Source organism: Sphingorhabdus lutea (assembly GCF_001889025.1).
Taxonomy (GTDB): Bacteria; Pseudomonadota; Alphaproteobacteria; order Sphingomonadales; family Sphingomonadaceae; genus Sphingorhabdus_B; species Sphingorhabdus_B lutea.
This window is the reverse complement of the sequence record NZ_CP018154.1, coordinates 823,655-838,990: the sequence shown is the minus strand read 5'-3', so window position 1 is coordinate 838,990 and position 15,336 is coordinate 823,655. Positions and strand designations below refer to the sequence as shown.

15 protein-coding genes are annotated in these 15,336 nt (G+C 46.4%); 7 read left to right on the top strand and 8 right to left on the bottom strand.

Annotated features, from left to right (window positions below; all coding sequences use genetic code 11):
* Entirely contained in the window at positions 1-1,242 is a 1,242-nt protein-coding gene (gene lptF / locus LPB140_RS04020) for an LPS export ABC transporter permease LptF (protein WP_072558759.1), read from the bottom strand.
* 121 nt (positions 1,243-1,363) lie between these two features.
* On the opposite strand from lptF, the gene LPB140_RS04015 reads away from it, so the two are divergent.
* The 4 genes from LPB140_RS04015 (at position 1,364) to LPB140_RS04000 (ending at position 4,875) form a co-directional block, all read left to right on the top strand.
* Complete coding sequence (locus LPB140_RS04015) at positions 1,364-1,843, top strand: DUF2141 domain-containing protein (protein ID WP_072558758.1); 480 nt, start codon at positions 1,364-1,366, stop codon at positions 1,841-1,843.
* A gap of 19 nt (positions 1,844-1,862) precedes the next feature.
* Positions 1,863-2,840 (top strand): diacylglycerol/lipid kinase family protein, encoded by a 978-nt coding sequence (locus tag LPB140_RS04010; protein WP_072558757.1) that lies wholly within the window; start codon positions 1,863-1,865, stop codon positions 2,838-2,840.
* A gap of 68 nt (positions 2,841-2,908) precedes the next feature.
* Positions 2,909-3,832 carry a hypothetical protein gene (locus LPB140_RS04005; RefSeq protein WP_072558756.1) on the top strand — a complete coding sequence of 308 codons (924 nt, stop codon included), beginning with the start codon at positions 2,909-2,911 and terminating at the stop codon, positions 3,830-3,832.
* Positions 3,833-3,852: 20 nt separating this feature from the next.
* Positions 3,853-4,875 carry an MBL fold metallo-hydrolase gene (locus LPB140_RS04000; protein WP_198024167.1) on the top strand — a complete coding sequence of 341 codons (1,023 nt, stop codon included), beginning with the start codon at positions 3,853-3,855 and terminating at the stop codon, positions 4,873-4,875.
* Positions 4,876-4,912: 37 nt separating this feature from the next.
* Here the strand turns inward: LPB140_RS04000 and spt are convergent, their stop codons facing one another.
* From spt to LPB140_RS03980, 4 genes are all read right to left on the bottom strand, one after another.
* Positions 4,913-6,112 carry a serine palmitoyltransferase gene (gene spt, locus LPB140_RS03995; RefSeq protein WP_072558754.1) on the bottom strand — a complete coding sequence of 400 codons (1,200 nt, stop codon included), beginning with the start codon at positions 6,110-6,112 and terminating at the stop codon, positions 4,913-4,915.
* Positions 6,113-6,137: 25 nt separating this feature from the next.
* Positions 6,138-6,380 (bottom strand): acyl carrier protein, encoded by a 243-nt coding sequence (locus tag LPB140_RS03990; protein WP_072560301.1) that lies wholly within the window; start codon positions 6,378-6,380, stop codon positions 6,138-6,140.
* A gap of 101 nt (positions 6,381-6,481) precedes the next feature.
* Complete coding sequence (locus LPB140_RS03985) at positions 6,482-7,414, bottom strand: haloalkane dehalogenase (RefSeq protein ID WP_072558753.1); 933 nt, start codon at positions 7,412-7,414, stop codon at positions 6,482-6,484.
* 130 nt (positions 7,415-7,544) lie between these two features.
* On the bottom strand, positions 7,545-9,824 hold the full coding sequence (locus LPB140_RS03980; protein WP_232223448.1) for a M3 family metallopeptidase: 2,280 nt from the start codon (positions 9,822-9,824) through the stop codon (positions 7,545-7,547).
* A gap of 293 nt (positions 9,825-10,117) precedes the next feature.
* On the opposite strand from LPB140_RS03980, the gene LPB140_RS03975 reads away from it, so the two are divergent.
* Complete coding sequence (locus tag LPB140_RS03975; RefSeq protein WP_156874129.1) at positions 10,118-11,137, top strand: helix-turn-helix domain-containing protein; 1,020 nt, start codon at positions 10,118-10,120, stop codon at positions 11,135-11,137.
* A gap of 50 nt (positions 11,138-11,187) precedes the next feature.
* Here the strand turns inward: LPB140_RS03975 and LPB140_RS03970 are convergent, their stop codons facing one another.
* From LPB140_RS03970 to LPB140_RS03960, 3 genes are all read right to left on the bottom strand, one after another.
* Positions 11,188-11,382, bottom strand: a complete 195-nt coding sequence (locus LPB140_RS03970; protein WP_072558751.1) for a zinc-finger domain-containing protein — start codon at positions 11,380-11,382, stop codon at positions 11,188-11,190.
* A gap of 97 nt (positions 11,383-11,479) precedes the next feature.
* Positions 11,480-12,016 carry a DUF4402 domain-containing protein gene (locus LPB140_RS03965; protein WP_072558750.1) on the bottom strand — a complete coding sequence of 179 codons (537 nt, stop codon included), beginning with the start codon at positions 12,014-12,016 and terminating at the stop codon, positions 11,480-11,482.
* Between the two features lie 75 nt (positions 12,017-12,091).
* Entirely contained in the window at positions 12,092-12,634 is a 543-nt protein-coding gene (locus tag LPB140_RS03960) for a DUF4402 domain-containing protein (protein WP_072558749.1), read from the bottom strand.
* A 171-nt stretch (positions 12,635-12,805) separates the two neighbouring features.
* Between LPB140_RS03960 and LPB140_RS03955 the strand changes: the two genes are divergently transcribed.
* Together LPB140_RS03955 and nadB are read left to right on the top strand one after the other, a co-directional pair.
* The gene (locus LPB140_RS03955) at positions 12,806-13,738 is read left to right on the top strand and encodes an ABC transporter ATP-binding protein (protein WP_072558748.1); all 933 of its coding nucleotides are present in this window, start codon (positions 12,806-12,808) and stop codon (positions 13,736-13,738) included.
* Positions 13,735-15,327: an L-aspartate oxidase gene (gene nadB, locus LPB140_RS03950; RefSeq protein ID WP_072558747.1), complete on the top strand. Its 1,593-nt coding sequence runs from the start codon at positions 13,735-13,737 to the stop codon at positions 15,325-15,327. The genes LPB140_RS03955 and nadB overlap by 4 nt, the downstream gene beginning before the upstream one ends.
* Positions 15,328-15,336: the final 9 nt, after the last annotated feature.

The following is a 15,336-nucleotide window of genomic DNA, read 5'->3' as shown; positions in this document are numbered from 1 at the left end:
TTATGCCCCTTCCCTATCTGGCTGATGCCGATTGGCCGATGAACCGCCCGATGGTAGTAATTTTTTCAGCCATTTGCCAAATTTGCTGGCCATAACTTCCAAATATCCAATGGGCTGCCCCCCCGGAACATGGGCGATAATATGATACATCCACAATATTAAACCAGCAAAAATAATAAATGGCCCCCAAAGCGCGATGATGGGATCGACAATGCCCATGCTGCCCACACTGGCGCCATATTCATTTATTTTATGATAGGTGACAACCATGATAATTGATAAAAACACGCCCAATGCCGATGTCGACCGTTTGGGCGGAATGGCCAATGCAAGCGCCAATAATGGTAATAATAACATCATCACCACCTCCACAATCCGAAAATGCATATTGGCACGTGCTGCGTTACGAACATCGGCCGATTTGGTCATGTCGCCGCCAATTTTCCATAATTCAGGCAAAGTATTTTCGCGGTCTTTGCCGCCATCACCGCCGCCGCGCCCACGAAATTTTTCCAATGCGGGCAGATCAATGGGTATATCATGGTTAGAAAATGTCAAAATACGCGGCGATACATATTTGGGGCTGTCATGCACCAATGTTCCATTTTTCATCCGAAAGATAATCGTATCGCGGTCATCGGTGCGCAAAAACATCCCCTTATCCGCGCTAGCCGATAAAGATTGCCCTGATTTGGTTTGCATATGGACAAAAATACCTGATAAATTGGTGCCATTATCCTTGCTATCTTCAATCCTGATGGTGATATTTTTACCCAAATTATTAAATTCACCCACCTTTATCGACGCGCCCAATGCACCAGAACGCAAATCAAATTGCAATTCTTCATATAAATATCGTGATACGGGCTGTACATAACCCACAATGGCCAAATTCACGCCCATTAAAAGAATCGCAATCATATATGGCACCCGCAATAAACGCCAATAACCCTGCCCCACCGCGCGGAAAATATCCAATTCAGAGGACAGCGCCAATTTACGAAATGCCAATAATATCCCCATTAACACACCAATGGGGATGCCAAGTGATAAATATTCGGGCAATAAATTGGCAAGCATGCGCCAAACCACGCTAACCGGGCCGCCCTCGGACGCCACAAAGTCAAATAGGCGCAACATTTTATCCAATAATAACAGCATTGCCGCAATGGTCAGCGTCGCCAACATCGGCAAAGCGATGGATCGTGCAATATATTTATCTGTCGCAGTTAAAAATTTCAATTTATCGACGCCCTATTACCCTAATTTGGCCTTAAACTTATTCCATAAACATATTTAGTTCAGGGGTGCAGCCTTAAAATATTTTATTTTTAGGTCTATAGACACCAGGAGTAAAAAGGTCATGTTGAAAATTTTCGTTCCCATCTCATTTGCTGCATTGGCGCTATGTGCGACATCCGCATCTGCAGGAACCAAAGTCAGTAACAATTTATCTACATGTAATTCAGGCAAAGGGCCAGCAGTGTTGGTCACAATTACCGGCATTAAAAATTCCGAAGGCAAGATTCGTGTGCAAAGTTACAAAGCCAATAGTTCCGAATGGTTGGCAAGGGGCAAATGGTTGCACCGTATTGAAAGCAGCGCCAGCCAAGGCACAATGAGCATTTGCGTGCCGATTACTGCGGGTAACAACACATATGGCATCGCCGTGCGCCATGACCGCAACGCCAATGGCAAAACGGATATAAGCAAAGATGGCGGCGGGTTTTCAAATAATCCCAGCCTGAATATTTTTAATTTGGGTAAGCCATCCTATAAAAAAGTCGGCTTTACTGCTGGTTCCGGCGTGACACGTATCACGATCAATATGAAATATATGTAAATGGAAGGTTGACGCAAAAGTGGCACTAGTCGCATTATTATCGAACCCAAATTCGACAGGCAATAAGTCATTATTGCCGCAAATGCGCTGTTTCTGCGCCAGTCATCCCGATATTTTCCATTATGAAGTGGAACAGGCCAGCCAAATCGGCCAGGCATTGGAAAGCATAGCGATGGTCAAGCCAAAGGTTTTGATTATCAATGGCGGAGACGGCACGGTTCAGGCCGCCCTGACCGAGCTTTATCATGGCGGACATTTTGCCGATGCGCCGCCGCCAGTGGCGGTTTTGCCCAATGGTAAGACCAATTTAATCGCCCTTGATTTGGGGGCAGAGGGCGATCCCATTGCTGCATTGGAACGTATTATCGAAATGGCGCGCCATGATATGAGCCCGCATATTGTATCGCGCGAATTGATCGCCTTGTCCGATGGCAGCGAAAATGCACGGCCCGTATTGGGCATGTTTTTGGGTGGTGCTGGCCTCGCCGATGCGATTCTTTATTGCCGCACAAAAATTTATCCCTTGGGCCTGCCCAATTTTATCAGCCATATTTTGGCCGCATTTGCCGTATTTTTCTCAACCATATTTGGTCTTCGCGCCAGCTTCCTTCCCAAAAAGGGAACACCGCTGCGTGTTTCCTTTGTTCGCAATAATGAATTGCAGGGCAGTTTTTCGGTTTTAATCGTCACGACTTTGGAAAAATTGCTGTTGGGCGGGCGCTCCGCCAGCAATGATAGCAAAATTAATGGCCGATTGAAATTTTTGGCGGTGGATGAACGGCCATGGTCAATGCTGCGCGCCTTGGCTGCCTCCATCGGCGGAAAATTGGGTAAAAACCATATTGACGGCGTGCATATTAAACAAGGCGACATTATCCGCATTGATGGCAATAATAGCAGCGTTATTTTGGATGGCGAAATTTTCACCGCCTATGACGAAAGCCCCATCGTTCTGCGTTCTACGCCGCCTGTGCCATTTTTAAAAATTGCGGCATAGGGCAAAACATTTTCATTTGCGCCATAAGATATTTGGACAAGCAGGCATCCCCTTGTTAAGAGCCATGCATGATTAGTTTAAGACAATCAATTTCTGCCGAACTTGCCACGCCGGTCAATCCGCAAATTAACGAATTTGCAGAACATATCGCGCAGCAATATTTGGGCGCCGCCATGGCCGTTTTATTTTACGGTTCATGTCTGCGTTCAGAAAAATTAGAAGGCGAAATGCTGGATTTCTATGTCATCGTTTCAAATTATGACGATGCATATGAAAAACCATGGATGGCAAAATGGAATCGCCGAATTCCGCCCAATGTCTTTCCATATAATTTTAATGGATTGGCGGCCAAGGTGGCCATTTTATCAATGGATGATTTTGCCAATTTATGTAAGCCAGAGGCGGATAACATCTCCGTATGGGCACGTTTCAGCCAGCCTGTCCGTTTGGTATGGCGCATAAATGAAGACACCGAACAAGCCATCGCCAATGCAGTGGCCAGCGCTGTGCCAACATTGTTAAACGCCGCATTGGCACATAGCGATCGCGAGGTTGGCCTGCTTGATTTATGGGAAAGCGGCTTTGCCCTTACCTATGGCGCGGAGCTGCGCGCGGAAAGCAAAAGCCGCCCGGGTGATGTGATAAAATTTGACCCCGAACGTTATATCCAAATTGGCAAGGCAGGGCTTTATCATTGCCGAATTGCAGCCGAAATACGCGGCGATAAAGTGCATATTGTGGGTGATAATCGCTTTCGCGTTGAACAGGAATTAAGCAGATGGCCGGCATTGCGTCGGCGCGGTAAATGGCTAACCATTTTAAGGTTGGGCAAGGCCGCCTTTACCTATGCCGGCGGGATTGATTATTTGGCATGGAAAATAAATCGCCATGCAGGGACAAATATTACCATACGCCCATGGCAACGCAAATGGCCCTTTATTGCAGCCATATTTTTGCTGCCCAAATTATTGGCAAAGGGCGCGGTAAAATAATTTTATATCGGACCATTTATATGCATAAATATATTATTCTTGCCGTTGTCAGCCTTTTTGCCGTGCCGCACATGGCATATGCGGCAAATCATATTCACCATGATGAAAATATCGCCCTTATTCGCCAAAAAATTGAACCTGAAATAATTGCCGCAAATCAGGGTGAACAAACAACATGCCCCCAAAATATGGGCCAAAATATTGGCCAAAATTTTGGAATGTCGCTGCAAATATTGGGCACGGGCGGCCCAATAGCAGAGGGCAGCCGTGCCGGTTCAAGCAATTTGATTTGGATTGACGGCAAGGCGCGTTTCTTATTTGACATTGGCCCTGGCATGTTCATCCGTTTTGGCGAGGCAAAGGCAAATTTTACCGATTTAGAGGCCATATTCTTTACCCATGCACATGGCGACCATATTAGCGGCCTGCCTGGATTATTGAACAGCGGTTCTTTTTCAGGGCGGACACAATCGCTGCAATTTATAGGGCCAAAGGGGGATGAATTTTTCGCCGGACCAACGCAAATATTGACCGCTATTTATGGCGCAAATGGCATTTTACCATATTTGGGTGGATATGGTGATGGCAGCGACAATAAAGCCAAAATATCGCCCGTGGAGATTGACACCGCCAATAAAGCTTTGCACAAAATTTATGCAAAGGACGGGATAGAGATTCAGGCAATATCGGTGCATCACGGTCCTGTCCCATCGCTCGCCTATATTGTGAAATATAAAGGACGAAGCATTATTTTTGCCGGTGACCATAGTTTTTTAAGCGAGGATTTTGTTACCCAATTATCTGGAAGCAATCCGGATATTTTGGTGATGCATAATGTCATTTCCATGGCCGATGGACAGCCGCGCGGCCTGCACCGCGATGGCAATTCTATTGGAGAAGCAGCGGCGGCTATAAAGCCCAAAATGCTTTTGCTTACCCATCATATGAAACGCGCATTGGATGATAAGGATGCCGTGCTGGCCGCCATAAAATCACATTTTACAGGCGAAATCATCATGGCAAATGATTTGGATTGTTTCTAAATTAAACAGAAACAATCCATGTCATCCATAAAATATATTAAATAATGCCGATTTTTTTGCCCGCTGCTTCGAACATTGCCAAAATTTCGGTCACCTGATCCGCGCTATGTTCCGCGCATAGTGAACAGCGCAATAATGTCATGCCAGCCGGCGTTGCAGGTGGACGGGCAAGATTCACATATAACCCCTCATGCAATAAAGCCTCCCACATCATCGCGCCGCGTTCCAAATCGGGCATGATAACCGCGATAATCGCGCTTTGCGGGGTTTCAGTGCCAAGAGTGAAGCCTAAATCAATCAATCCTTTATGAAGGGTTTTGCTATTTTCCCATAAATGGGCGCGTTTATTGCCATTATGCATTAATTTGCGGATACTGGCCGCGCTACACGCCACCACGGCGGGGGGCAGACTGGCGGTAAAGACATAGGGGCGACAAACAAGGCGCATCACCTCAAATTTTGGGTGGTTGGACACGCAAAATCCGCCAACTGTGCCCACACTTTTACTAAATGTGCCGATAATGAAATCGCAATCGTCCAATACGCCCTGTTCTTCGGCAACGCCGCGACCATTTGGCCCGATAAAGCCCATGCTGTGCGCTTCATCGACTAAAACCATTGCGCCCGCCTCTTTCGACACGCGGATCATTTCTTTTAAGGGGGCAATATCGCCCAGCATGGAATAAACGCCCTCCAGCACCACCAATTTACCCGCATCGGCGGGCAGGCGTTTCAACCTTTTTTCAAGCGCCTCGACATCATTATGACGAAAGGGCACAATTTCGGCATTGCCCATGGCGCATCCATCATAAATGCTGGCATGGCTGTCTATATCCAAAATGACATAATCCCCCTTGCCCGCAATGGTGGAAATAATGCCTAAATTTGCCTGATATCCGGTGGAAAAAACCATGGCATGATCCATGCCATAAAATTCTTTCAACGCGTCTTCGCATTCCTTATGCCCTTGAAAAGTGCCATTAAGGACGCGGCTGCCCGTTGTGCCAGCACCAAAATTGGTCAGCGCATTTTGACCCGCAGCAATCACATCTTCATCAAATGTCATGCCCATATAATTATATGTGCCCAGCAAAATTGTCTCCCGCCCATTACAAACGGCCACGGTGGGGGATTTCACCTCCTCCATCACCAAAGAAAATGGATCGGTTATCCCGGTGGAAAGCAATGTTTCGCGTTGTTGGATAAGGGGATCAAATTTGCTAAACAAATCGGTCATGACAATGCCTATCTATTAAAATTGTTTATTCGGCCATTTTGGCGACAGCGTCGGCCAATTGACCTACATTTTCAATTTCCGCCTGCATATTCATGCTAATGATAATATCAAAACCATCCTCAACCTCTGCAACAAAATCCATCACGGTTAAACTGTCCCATTCCAAATCACTGGCAAAGGTTGTGGCATCGGTGATGGTAATTTCTTTTTTGTTAAATGGTGCAATAATATCAACAATTTTAGCAAAAGTTTCAGCGCGGTCCGCCATAATATATCCTTTATCAATGCCATTATGCCCCTGCATAAATTGGCGGTATAATGCGCCTATGACATCCGATTGCGGCATATTAAGGGCGAATTTGCGATAAATTACTTATTTAAATGTTGCAAGGCCGCTTGCGCAATTTCTTCGCCCCATTCCTGTACAAAATGGCCGCCATCTTCGATTATCATTGGCTCTGAACATCCATTTATTATTTTTTTAAGGGACATCATCGGTTTCACCCCCAAAACAGGGTCCGCCGCGCCAATGGCCATATATGATTTGCCGTTAAAATCCTTTTGCCAATATTGGGCAGCGGCCATGCTGATATCCACCCCCTCCATTTCTGGTTCAACAGGGACAAGTGCCGGGAAAATTTGCGCCCCTGCCTTATAATCCGCATTGGGAAATGGCGCATCATAGGCGGCGATTTCCGCTTCGGTCAAATGGGGCGTACCCCGCGCGATTAACGACCCAATGGGTAAATCGGGGGTATTCATTGCATAATTTTTCCACGCCAAAAAACCCTCCGTCATGCCCCGGCCAAGGCCAAGGCCGGTGTTCATCACAATTAAATCGGAAAAACGCGCGCGGAATTTTTCATCCACGGGCAGGGTTAGGCCCAGAAGCCCGCCCCAATCCTGCACCACCAAGGTGATATTTTGAAGGTCCAATCTTTCCACCAATTCCAACAAATAATTGCGGTGAAAATGAAAACTATAATCGCTTTGCTTTGCGGGCTTATCCGACCGGCCAAATCCCAATAAATCGGGCGCAATGACCCGTGCGCCGCTATTTAAAAAAACGGGTATCATCCGCCGGTAAAGAAAGCTCCACGATGGTTCGCCATGCAAGCATAAAAAAGTGCGGTCCGCATCGCTTGAACCTGTATCTTTCGCTCCTGTATCAATATAGGCAATGCGTAGCCCCTCATATCCCTTTAAATCATCAACATATTTTACCGGAAAATCAAAATCAGGAATATTGGCGAAACGCTCCTCTGGCGTGCGCAATGCGTTAATGGGCGTGGATTTGGCCATGGCTATTCTCTCCTATGTCATCTTTCCATCATCATGCCCCGATTCATGGCAATTGGCAAAACCGTTACGGAAATAAAAAAGGGCCGGCAAATGCCAGCCCTTTTTTTCAATAAGTTATTTGCCTGATATATTACATTTCGCCTGTTTTATTACATTTTGGCTGTGGTTGTTCCGGCATTGGTTTAATATCCGCGACATCATCGGCGGGGACAGGAAATCCGCGCTTTTTCATGATGAAACGCACATCGGGATCGCGCCCGCGAAATGCGCGATATGCCTCTATACGGTCGGTTTCATTGCCCGTGGACAGCAATATTGCGCGGAATTTATCCGCCGTTTCCTTGTCCCAAACACTGCCCGCCTCTTCAAATGCGGCCCATGTGTCCGCATCCATGGTTTCGGACCATAAATAGCTATAATAACCCGCCGAATAAGCATCGGATGAAAATAAATGGTTAAATTGCGGCAGACGGTGACGCATCACAATTTCTTCCGGCATGCCCATTTCGGCCAATGTGTCGCGTTCAAATGCGTCTGGATCTGTCACTGGGTCGGTCCGATAATGTAATTTCATATCCACAATCGCGCTAGACAAATATTCGACCGTGGCAAATCCTTCGTTAAATTTGGACGAAGCCTCAATCTTTGCCACCAATTCGGCGGGAATAGGCTCTCCGGTTTTATAATGTTTGGCATATTTATTAAGGATATAGGGCGTGAGCAGCCAATTTTCATTTACCTGGCTTGGATATTCCACAAAATCACGCGGCGTCCCGCGAAGGCCAGGATAGGTGACATTGGTCAATAAGCTGTGCAATGCATGGCCAAATTCATGAAATAGGGTGGAGGCGTCGTCAATTGATATTAACGCCTTTTCGCCTTCAGCTGGCTTCACAAAATTATTATTGTTCGACGCCAAAACATTACGTTCCCCGCCCAATGATTGTTGCGAGCGATAGGTGGTGGCCCATGCGCCAGAACGCTTACCGCTACGGGCATAATTATCCATATAAAACACACCGACATTGCTGCCGTCGCGCTTATCACTCACCACAAAGGTGCGAACATTTTCTTCAAATACTGGAATTTCGCCGGTATTTTCTTTAAAATCCAAATCATATAATCGGCCCGCCGCATCAAACATGGCTTCAATCATATTATCCAATTGAAAATATGGTTTTATCTCATTTTGGTCGAGATCATATTTCGCCTTGCGAACTTTTTCGGCATAAAAACGATAATCCCACGGTGCAATTTTAATATTCGCCCCTTCTGCATCGGCCACTGCCTGCATATCGGCGACTTCTTCCTTCACCCGCGCCGTGGCCGCCGGCCATACCTTCATCATCAAATCCATCGCACGTTCAGGATCGCCCGCCATTGTATTGGCCATGCGATAATGGGCATGGGTTTTGAAACCCAAAATTTCGGCGCGTTGTTGGCGCAATTTCAAAATTTCCGCGATGGTGGCATTGGTGTCATTTTCATCGCCATTGTCGCCGCGCGACACATAGGCAGTATATATCTTTTCACGTAAATCACGGCGGGTTGAATTTTCCAAAAATGGTTGCATGAAACTGCGGGTATTTTTAACCGCCCAGCCTTCTTTGCCTGCATCCTTTGCCGCATTTTTCATTGACGCGACAAAGCTGTCGGGCAGGCCAGCCAAATCCGCCTCATCGGTTAATAAAATATAGGTTTCTTCATCGGCCAAAACCTTGTTTGAAAAAAGATTAAATTGCTTCGACAACTCGGTCTCAATGGCGATAACCTCTTGCTTTTGCTCATCCGTTAACAATGCGCCGCCGCGCACCAAATCATCATAGCTGCGGGTTAAAAGACGCATTTGTTTTTCATCCAATCCCAAATTTTCACGATTATCATATAGGGATTTTATCCGGGCAAAATAACGTGGGTCCAGCTGCAATTCATTGTAAAATTGGCTTATCTTTGGCCCCCATTCCCCCTGAATCTTCCGCAATTCCGGGGTGGAAAGATTGCTGCTATGCACGCCATATATGGAAAAAATACGGTCCATTTCTGCGCCGCTTAATTCCAGCGCCTCTATTGTATTTTCAAATGTCGGCTTTTCTTCATTGGCGATAATCGCTTCAAATTCGGCCTTGGCATTGGCCATGCCAGTTTCAAAGGCGGCGGGGAAATCCGCAACCTTTACCTTATCCCATGCGGGGACGGTTTCATATGAGCCGGTCCACTGGGCCGATACGCTATTTTCGCTCATATGCTTTTCATCCATTTCGGCGCCATCATCGCCTTCATCACTTTCTTCTTGCTGAACAATTGCGTCATTCGCCATTGCAGCGCCCGATCCAAAGCCAACGCCAATTGCCGGTAAAGATGTCGCGGCCATCGCAAAGCTGGCTGTTCCCAAATATAAGAATTTTTTCAAAATCCTGCTCCCTATTTTTATCTATTGATTGATAATATATTATGCATGTTCAACCTTTGCTGAACAATATGATATGGATATATATGTTCATGGACCGCAATTTTAACAAGCCTTTATATCGGCCAATGGATATTTTATATCCAAAAAACAGCCCAAAAATGCCGCATATTTTACTGCTATTTCATAGAGATGATGACAAAATAATCCATTATGGAGGGAATATTCGCTTTGCTATTTTCACCATTTTGGTCCAAAAAAACATGAACATTATAAAAAATTGGCGGCATAAATTTATGGATTACCAGATCAATTCCAACATTATTAACGCCAAAAAATTATCCGCAAATATTCATGTAAATCATGATGATAGATTAAATATACTTCAATTATTGGCGCAAAGTTGCGGCATTGAAAATTGCATCCTGTCGCGCAAATTACCCATGATAGATGATGTGCAATCGCCGCCATTTATCGACCTATTGTTAATCGATATTTCATCGGAAATGGATTTATCCGCTAATAAAATTGAGGAGATATGCCGTTATATCATTCACGTGCAATCGGATTTTATCATCTGGTTGCGGCTTGACCAAGTGGATGAGGTTTATGGGCGTTGCGGATATGGACAAGATAATATGCAGGGATATTTTTTGGTTGAGCAACCATCAAATGACCCCCTTAATATATCCTCCAATAATGATATCTCCCCAAATGATAGGGCGGCAATCCCTATCTTGCACCATATCATCCGGCAAAAGAGCGGTAATATGGTGAAGGAAAGCACGCGCAAAGAACATGATGCATTATTGCATCAAATAAATAATGAGCTTCAGGGCTTTTCCCGAATGATTAAAGGGATGATGGGCGATGATGAAAATGATGCGCCCAATCAACTGCGCGATGCCCCCATTGGATATCGCCCGCATCAATCAAAGGTAGAAAGCCTATATAAACCCCAAAATATAGACATAAATTTGGCACCGCAAACCGGCGCAGATGTCCGTAAGTTTATTAAAAACCGGCGCGTGCGTGACCAATTATTTGGGGAGGATTTATTTGCCGATCCGGTTTGGGATATGTTGTTGGATCTTTATGCATGCCATCTTGACGGGCAAATGGTATCGGTAAGCGGTCTGTGCATTGCAGCAAATGTGCCCGCCACCACTGCATTAAGGTGGATTTCGATTATGACGGATAAGAATTTAATCATGCGCAAGGCCGATCCACAGGATGGACGCCGCGCCTATATTGGCATGACCGCAGACACGGTTGAAAAAATGGAAACTTATTTCAACAAATTATTCACAAGGTAACCAGTTAATATATTTTATTCGCAATAATGTGCCAGATAGTGGGGACAATATTATTTTTTAATGCCCTGATCGGCCACGCTGCCAGCCAAAATAAATTTACGGTCGCAATAACCACATTCGGCATAGCCTTTTTCATCAATTTCCAACCAGATTTTGGGATGGCCCAATGCGGCAGGAATATCCCCGCTGCCATCGCATGAAATGCGGCTGGATTTTACAATAATGGTTTCTGCTTCTTTACTCATAAACGGCCTGTAGCAAAGGCATAGGGCCCATGCAATCATCGAAATCAATATGCGCTGATAATTTTATGCCGATATATTATCTATCGCCAGATATTATTTACACATAATTTAACGTGATATTCCATGTGCCCGTATATTTACCGGGGGTTTGATTTGCGCCCACTTCCAATGTTGCCCCCACAGGGAATAGGAAAATGCCGCTGATCGCCGATATACGAAAACGCAGCGGCGTGGTTGTTAAAATTGCGGTTGGGGTGCTGCCCACGGTGATGGTGCGCACCCGCATAGGTGCACCCGGCCCATTGATAAAAAAGCTGTTCGCGCCAACCGAAATATCCACCCGTTGGTTAAATGTTCCCTGCCCCGTAAAGGATGCCGGTTGATGTGTATTGCCCACCAATACCACATTGCCGGTTTTACTCCGCGTGCCATCGGGCGCAATCGTCACCGTTCCTGCCGTGGTCGCGGGGATAATCGCGCCAAAGTCCAGGTCGTTAACCTTTATAAAGCTGAGCGGGCGAACGATGACTGCGCTCGAATCACCTGTTTGGGTGTCAGCCATAGCCGGCATTGACGCAAAACTAGCGATTAAGGCGGCAATTAACGCGCCACATTTTTTTATCTTCTGGTCCATATTTATGCTTATAAGAATAAAGTCGTAAATAATTCATTCCATCTATAGTTAATGGATTTTAAATATTTACATGAATTATCGATAATCAACCGTCACATCAAAAGTGCCGGTATAAATGCCCTGTGCCTGATTTGCCCCTACGCGAAGCTGCGCCCCAATGGCAAAATTTAATGTTCCCGATGCCCCAATATTGCGGTTTCGCGGGCCGTCCAACCTGAAACGATTTACCCGCATTTGTTGCGGCCCGCTGTTATTATTAAGGAAAGTCCGGTTTGGCAATGTAATGCGCACTTGTGTATTGGGGTCGGCGACAATGGTAAATTCACCTCGGCTAACCGTGCCACCCGCCAATGTCGCATTGCCAGATGCAATGTTAATATTGCCATTATCCTCATCGATGCGGATATTGCTATTCGCTGTGCCGGGAATAATCCTGCCAAAACTTAAATCATTTATACTGACGATAGAAAGTGGCTTTACGACCGTTGTTCTGCTCGTCCCCATGCTTTGCGCATGTGCGCTCGATATTGCGGGTAAATTTGCCAATAATAAAGCGCCAGCCAAAACAAAGGCTGTGCAATATGATTGCCTCAATATCGGTAATTTTCGGTCCCACATAAGGTCCTTATATCGCAAAAATGGCGGAAAACCGTTAAATCCAATGGTTAATGGATCATTAGCAAATTTACAAAGGGCAATAAATCCTCCGCAAACCCCCGAAAGACCAAGAATTAATTAATTACAAAATGCCCAATTGCAACCGGCCCTGTGCTAGGCTATTCCACCAAAATGACCCAAGAAAATGCAATCTCTATTAACAATCTTTCCAAAATTTATGCTGGCGGTAAGCAAGCATTGGATGATGTCAGCTTTAATGTGCCAAAGGGATCGATTTTTGGCCTGCTTGGCCCAAATGGCGCGGGCAAATCCACCCTCATCAATATATTGGCGGGGCTGGTCAATAAAACATCGGGCAGCGCGGAAATTTGCGGATTTGATATCCATGAAAACCCCCGAAATGCCAAATTAAATATCGGCATTGTGCCGCAGGAGATTGTGTTTGACCCCTTTTTTACCCCTGCCGAAACATTGGAATTGGTCGCAGGATTATATGGCGTGCCCAAGGCTGAACGTAAAACCATGGATTTGCTGCGTGCGGTGCATTTGGAGGATAAGGCCCATGCCTATTCCCGCACCCTTTCAGGCGGCATGAAACGGCGTTTATTGGTGGCAAAGGCAATGGTCCATTCCCCGCCCGTTATCATTTTGGATGAACCCACGGCGGGGGTTGACATTGAACTTAGGCAACAGCTATGGGACTATGTTGTTTCATTGAATAAACAGGGTGTTACCGTGGTGCTGACCACCCATTATTTGGAAGAAGCCGAGCAACTTTGCGACCGTATCGCCATTATCAATCATGGTAAGTTAATCGCCAATAAACCGACAGCTGAACTGGTCGGAATGGCGCGGGAGAAAATTGTTTTATTAACTTTGGACCGCGATATTGAAACCGCACCCCAGCATGATGCATTTGAAAAGTCACAGCTTATCTCCCCCAATATTTTGGAAATAAGCTATAATAAGGACCGTATGAATGCGGGTGAAATTCTCTCGGTTGTGCAGGCGCTTGGCCTATCCATTGTTGATGTCACAACCAAGGAAGCGGATTTGGAAGATGTGTTCTTAAACCTGACCAGTGATAAGATGAAGGCGGCATGAACCAACATGATATCGTCATCATTGGGTCGGGCGCAGCGGGGTTAACCGCCGCCATTTCACTTGCCGAAAAGCATAAGGTGCTGGTCCTTGCCAAGGGCGATTTGAAAAGCGGATCAACCGCATGGGCACAGGGCGGCATTGCCGCCGTATTGGATGCGGGTGACACATTTGAAAATCATATAAATGACACCATGGTCGCGGGCGCGGGCCTGAACCGCCGTAATGCAGTGGAACATGTCATTGAAAATGCGCCCGCCGCGATTGAACGGTTAATCGACATGGGTGTTCCGTTTAATAAGGAAGCAGAGCATCTGCATTTAACACGCGAAGGCGGCCATTCACACCGCCGGATTGTCCATGTGGATGACGCCACCGGTTGGGCGGTGCAGGCGGCATTGTTAAAAACCGCCGAAGAAAATCCGAACATTACCCTTTTGCCGCATCAAACCGCCATTGACCTTATCACCGGAAAGCATGAAGCGCGATATAGTGGTTCGGGGCGTGTGTGGGGCGTTTATGCATTAAATGAAAAAAGCGGCAAGGTAGAGGCGCATATTGGCCGCGCTACCATATTGGCCAGCGGCGGGGCGGGTCGTTGTTATTTATTTTCCACCGCACCGCGCGGCGCAACGGGCGATGGCATTGCCATGGCATGGCGGGCGGGCGGGCGGGTTTCCAACATGGAAATGATGCAATTTCATCCCACCTGCCTTTATAATTTAGAGGTGAAAAACTTCCTGATTACCGAAGCTGTTCGCGGCGAAGGTGGCCATTTGAAACTGCCCCCCGGCGTTGCTGGCGGCGGTGAACGTTTCATGCAACATTTTGATAAAGAACGGATGGAGCTGGCCCCGCGTGATATTGTTGCCCGCGCCAATGATCATGAAATTAAACGCCTTGGCCTTGATTATGTGCATTTGGATATCAGCCATAAGGACCCCGAATTTGTAAAGGGGCATTTCCCCAATATTTATGAAAAGCTTATCACCCTTGGCATTGACATGACCAAAGGGCCCATTCCCGTTGTGCCAGCGCAGCATTATACATGTGGCGGGGTGCTTACCGATATGGACGGGCGCACCGACCTGCCCGGCCTATATGCCGCGGGTGAGGTGGCGGAAAGCGGCCTGCACGGGGCGAACCGTCTGGCGTCCAACTCCCTGCTTGAATGTTTTGTTTTTGGCGAGTCTGCCGCAAAGCATATTATGGACAATTGGGATAGTTTTGATGCGCCGCCGGAAATAAATCCATGGGATGAAAGCCGCGTCAGCGATAGCGATGAAGAAGTGGTTATTAAGCAGACATGGACCGAAATTCGCCGTTTCATGTGGAATTATGTCGGCATTGTTCGCACCACAAAAAGGTTGGAACGCGCGCGCAACCGCATAGATTTATTAAAACAAGAGGTGGAAGATTATTATAGCAATTTCCGCGTCACCACCGATTTGATTGAGCTACGCAATTTGCTGCAAACATCTGAACTTATCGTCAAAAGCGCGTTGGAGCGTAAGGAAAGCCGAGGCCTGCACTATACTTTGGATTATCCAAAAATGTTGGAGGAAGCGGCGGACACGGTTTTAGTTCCTTGAAATGGTAAG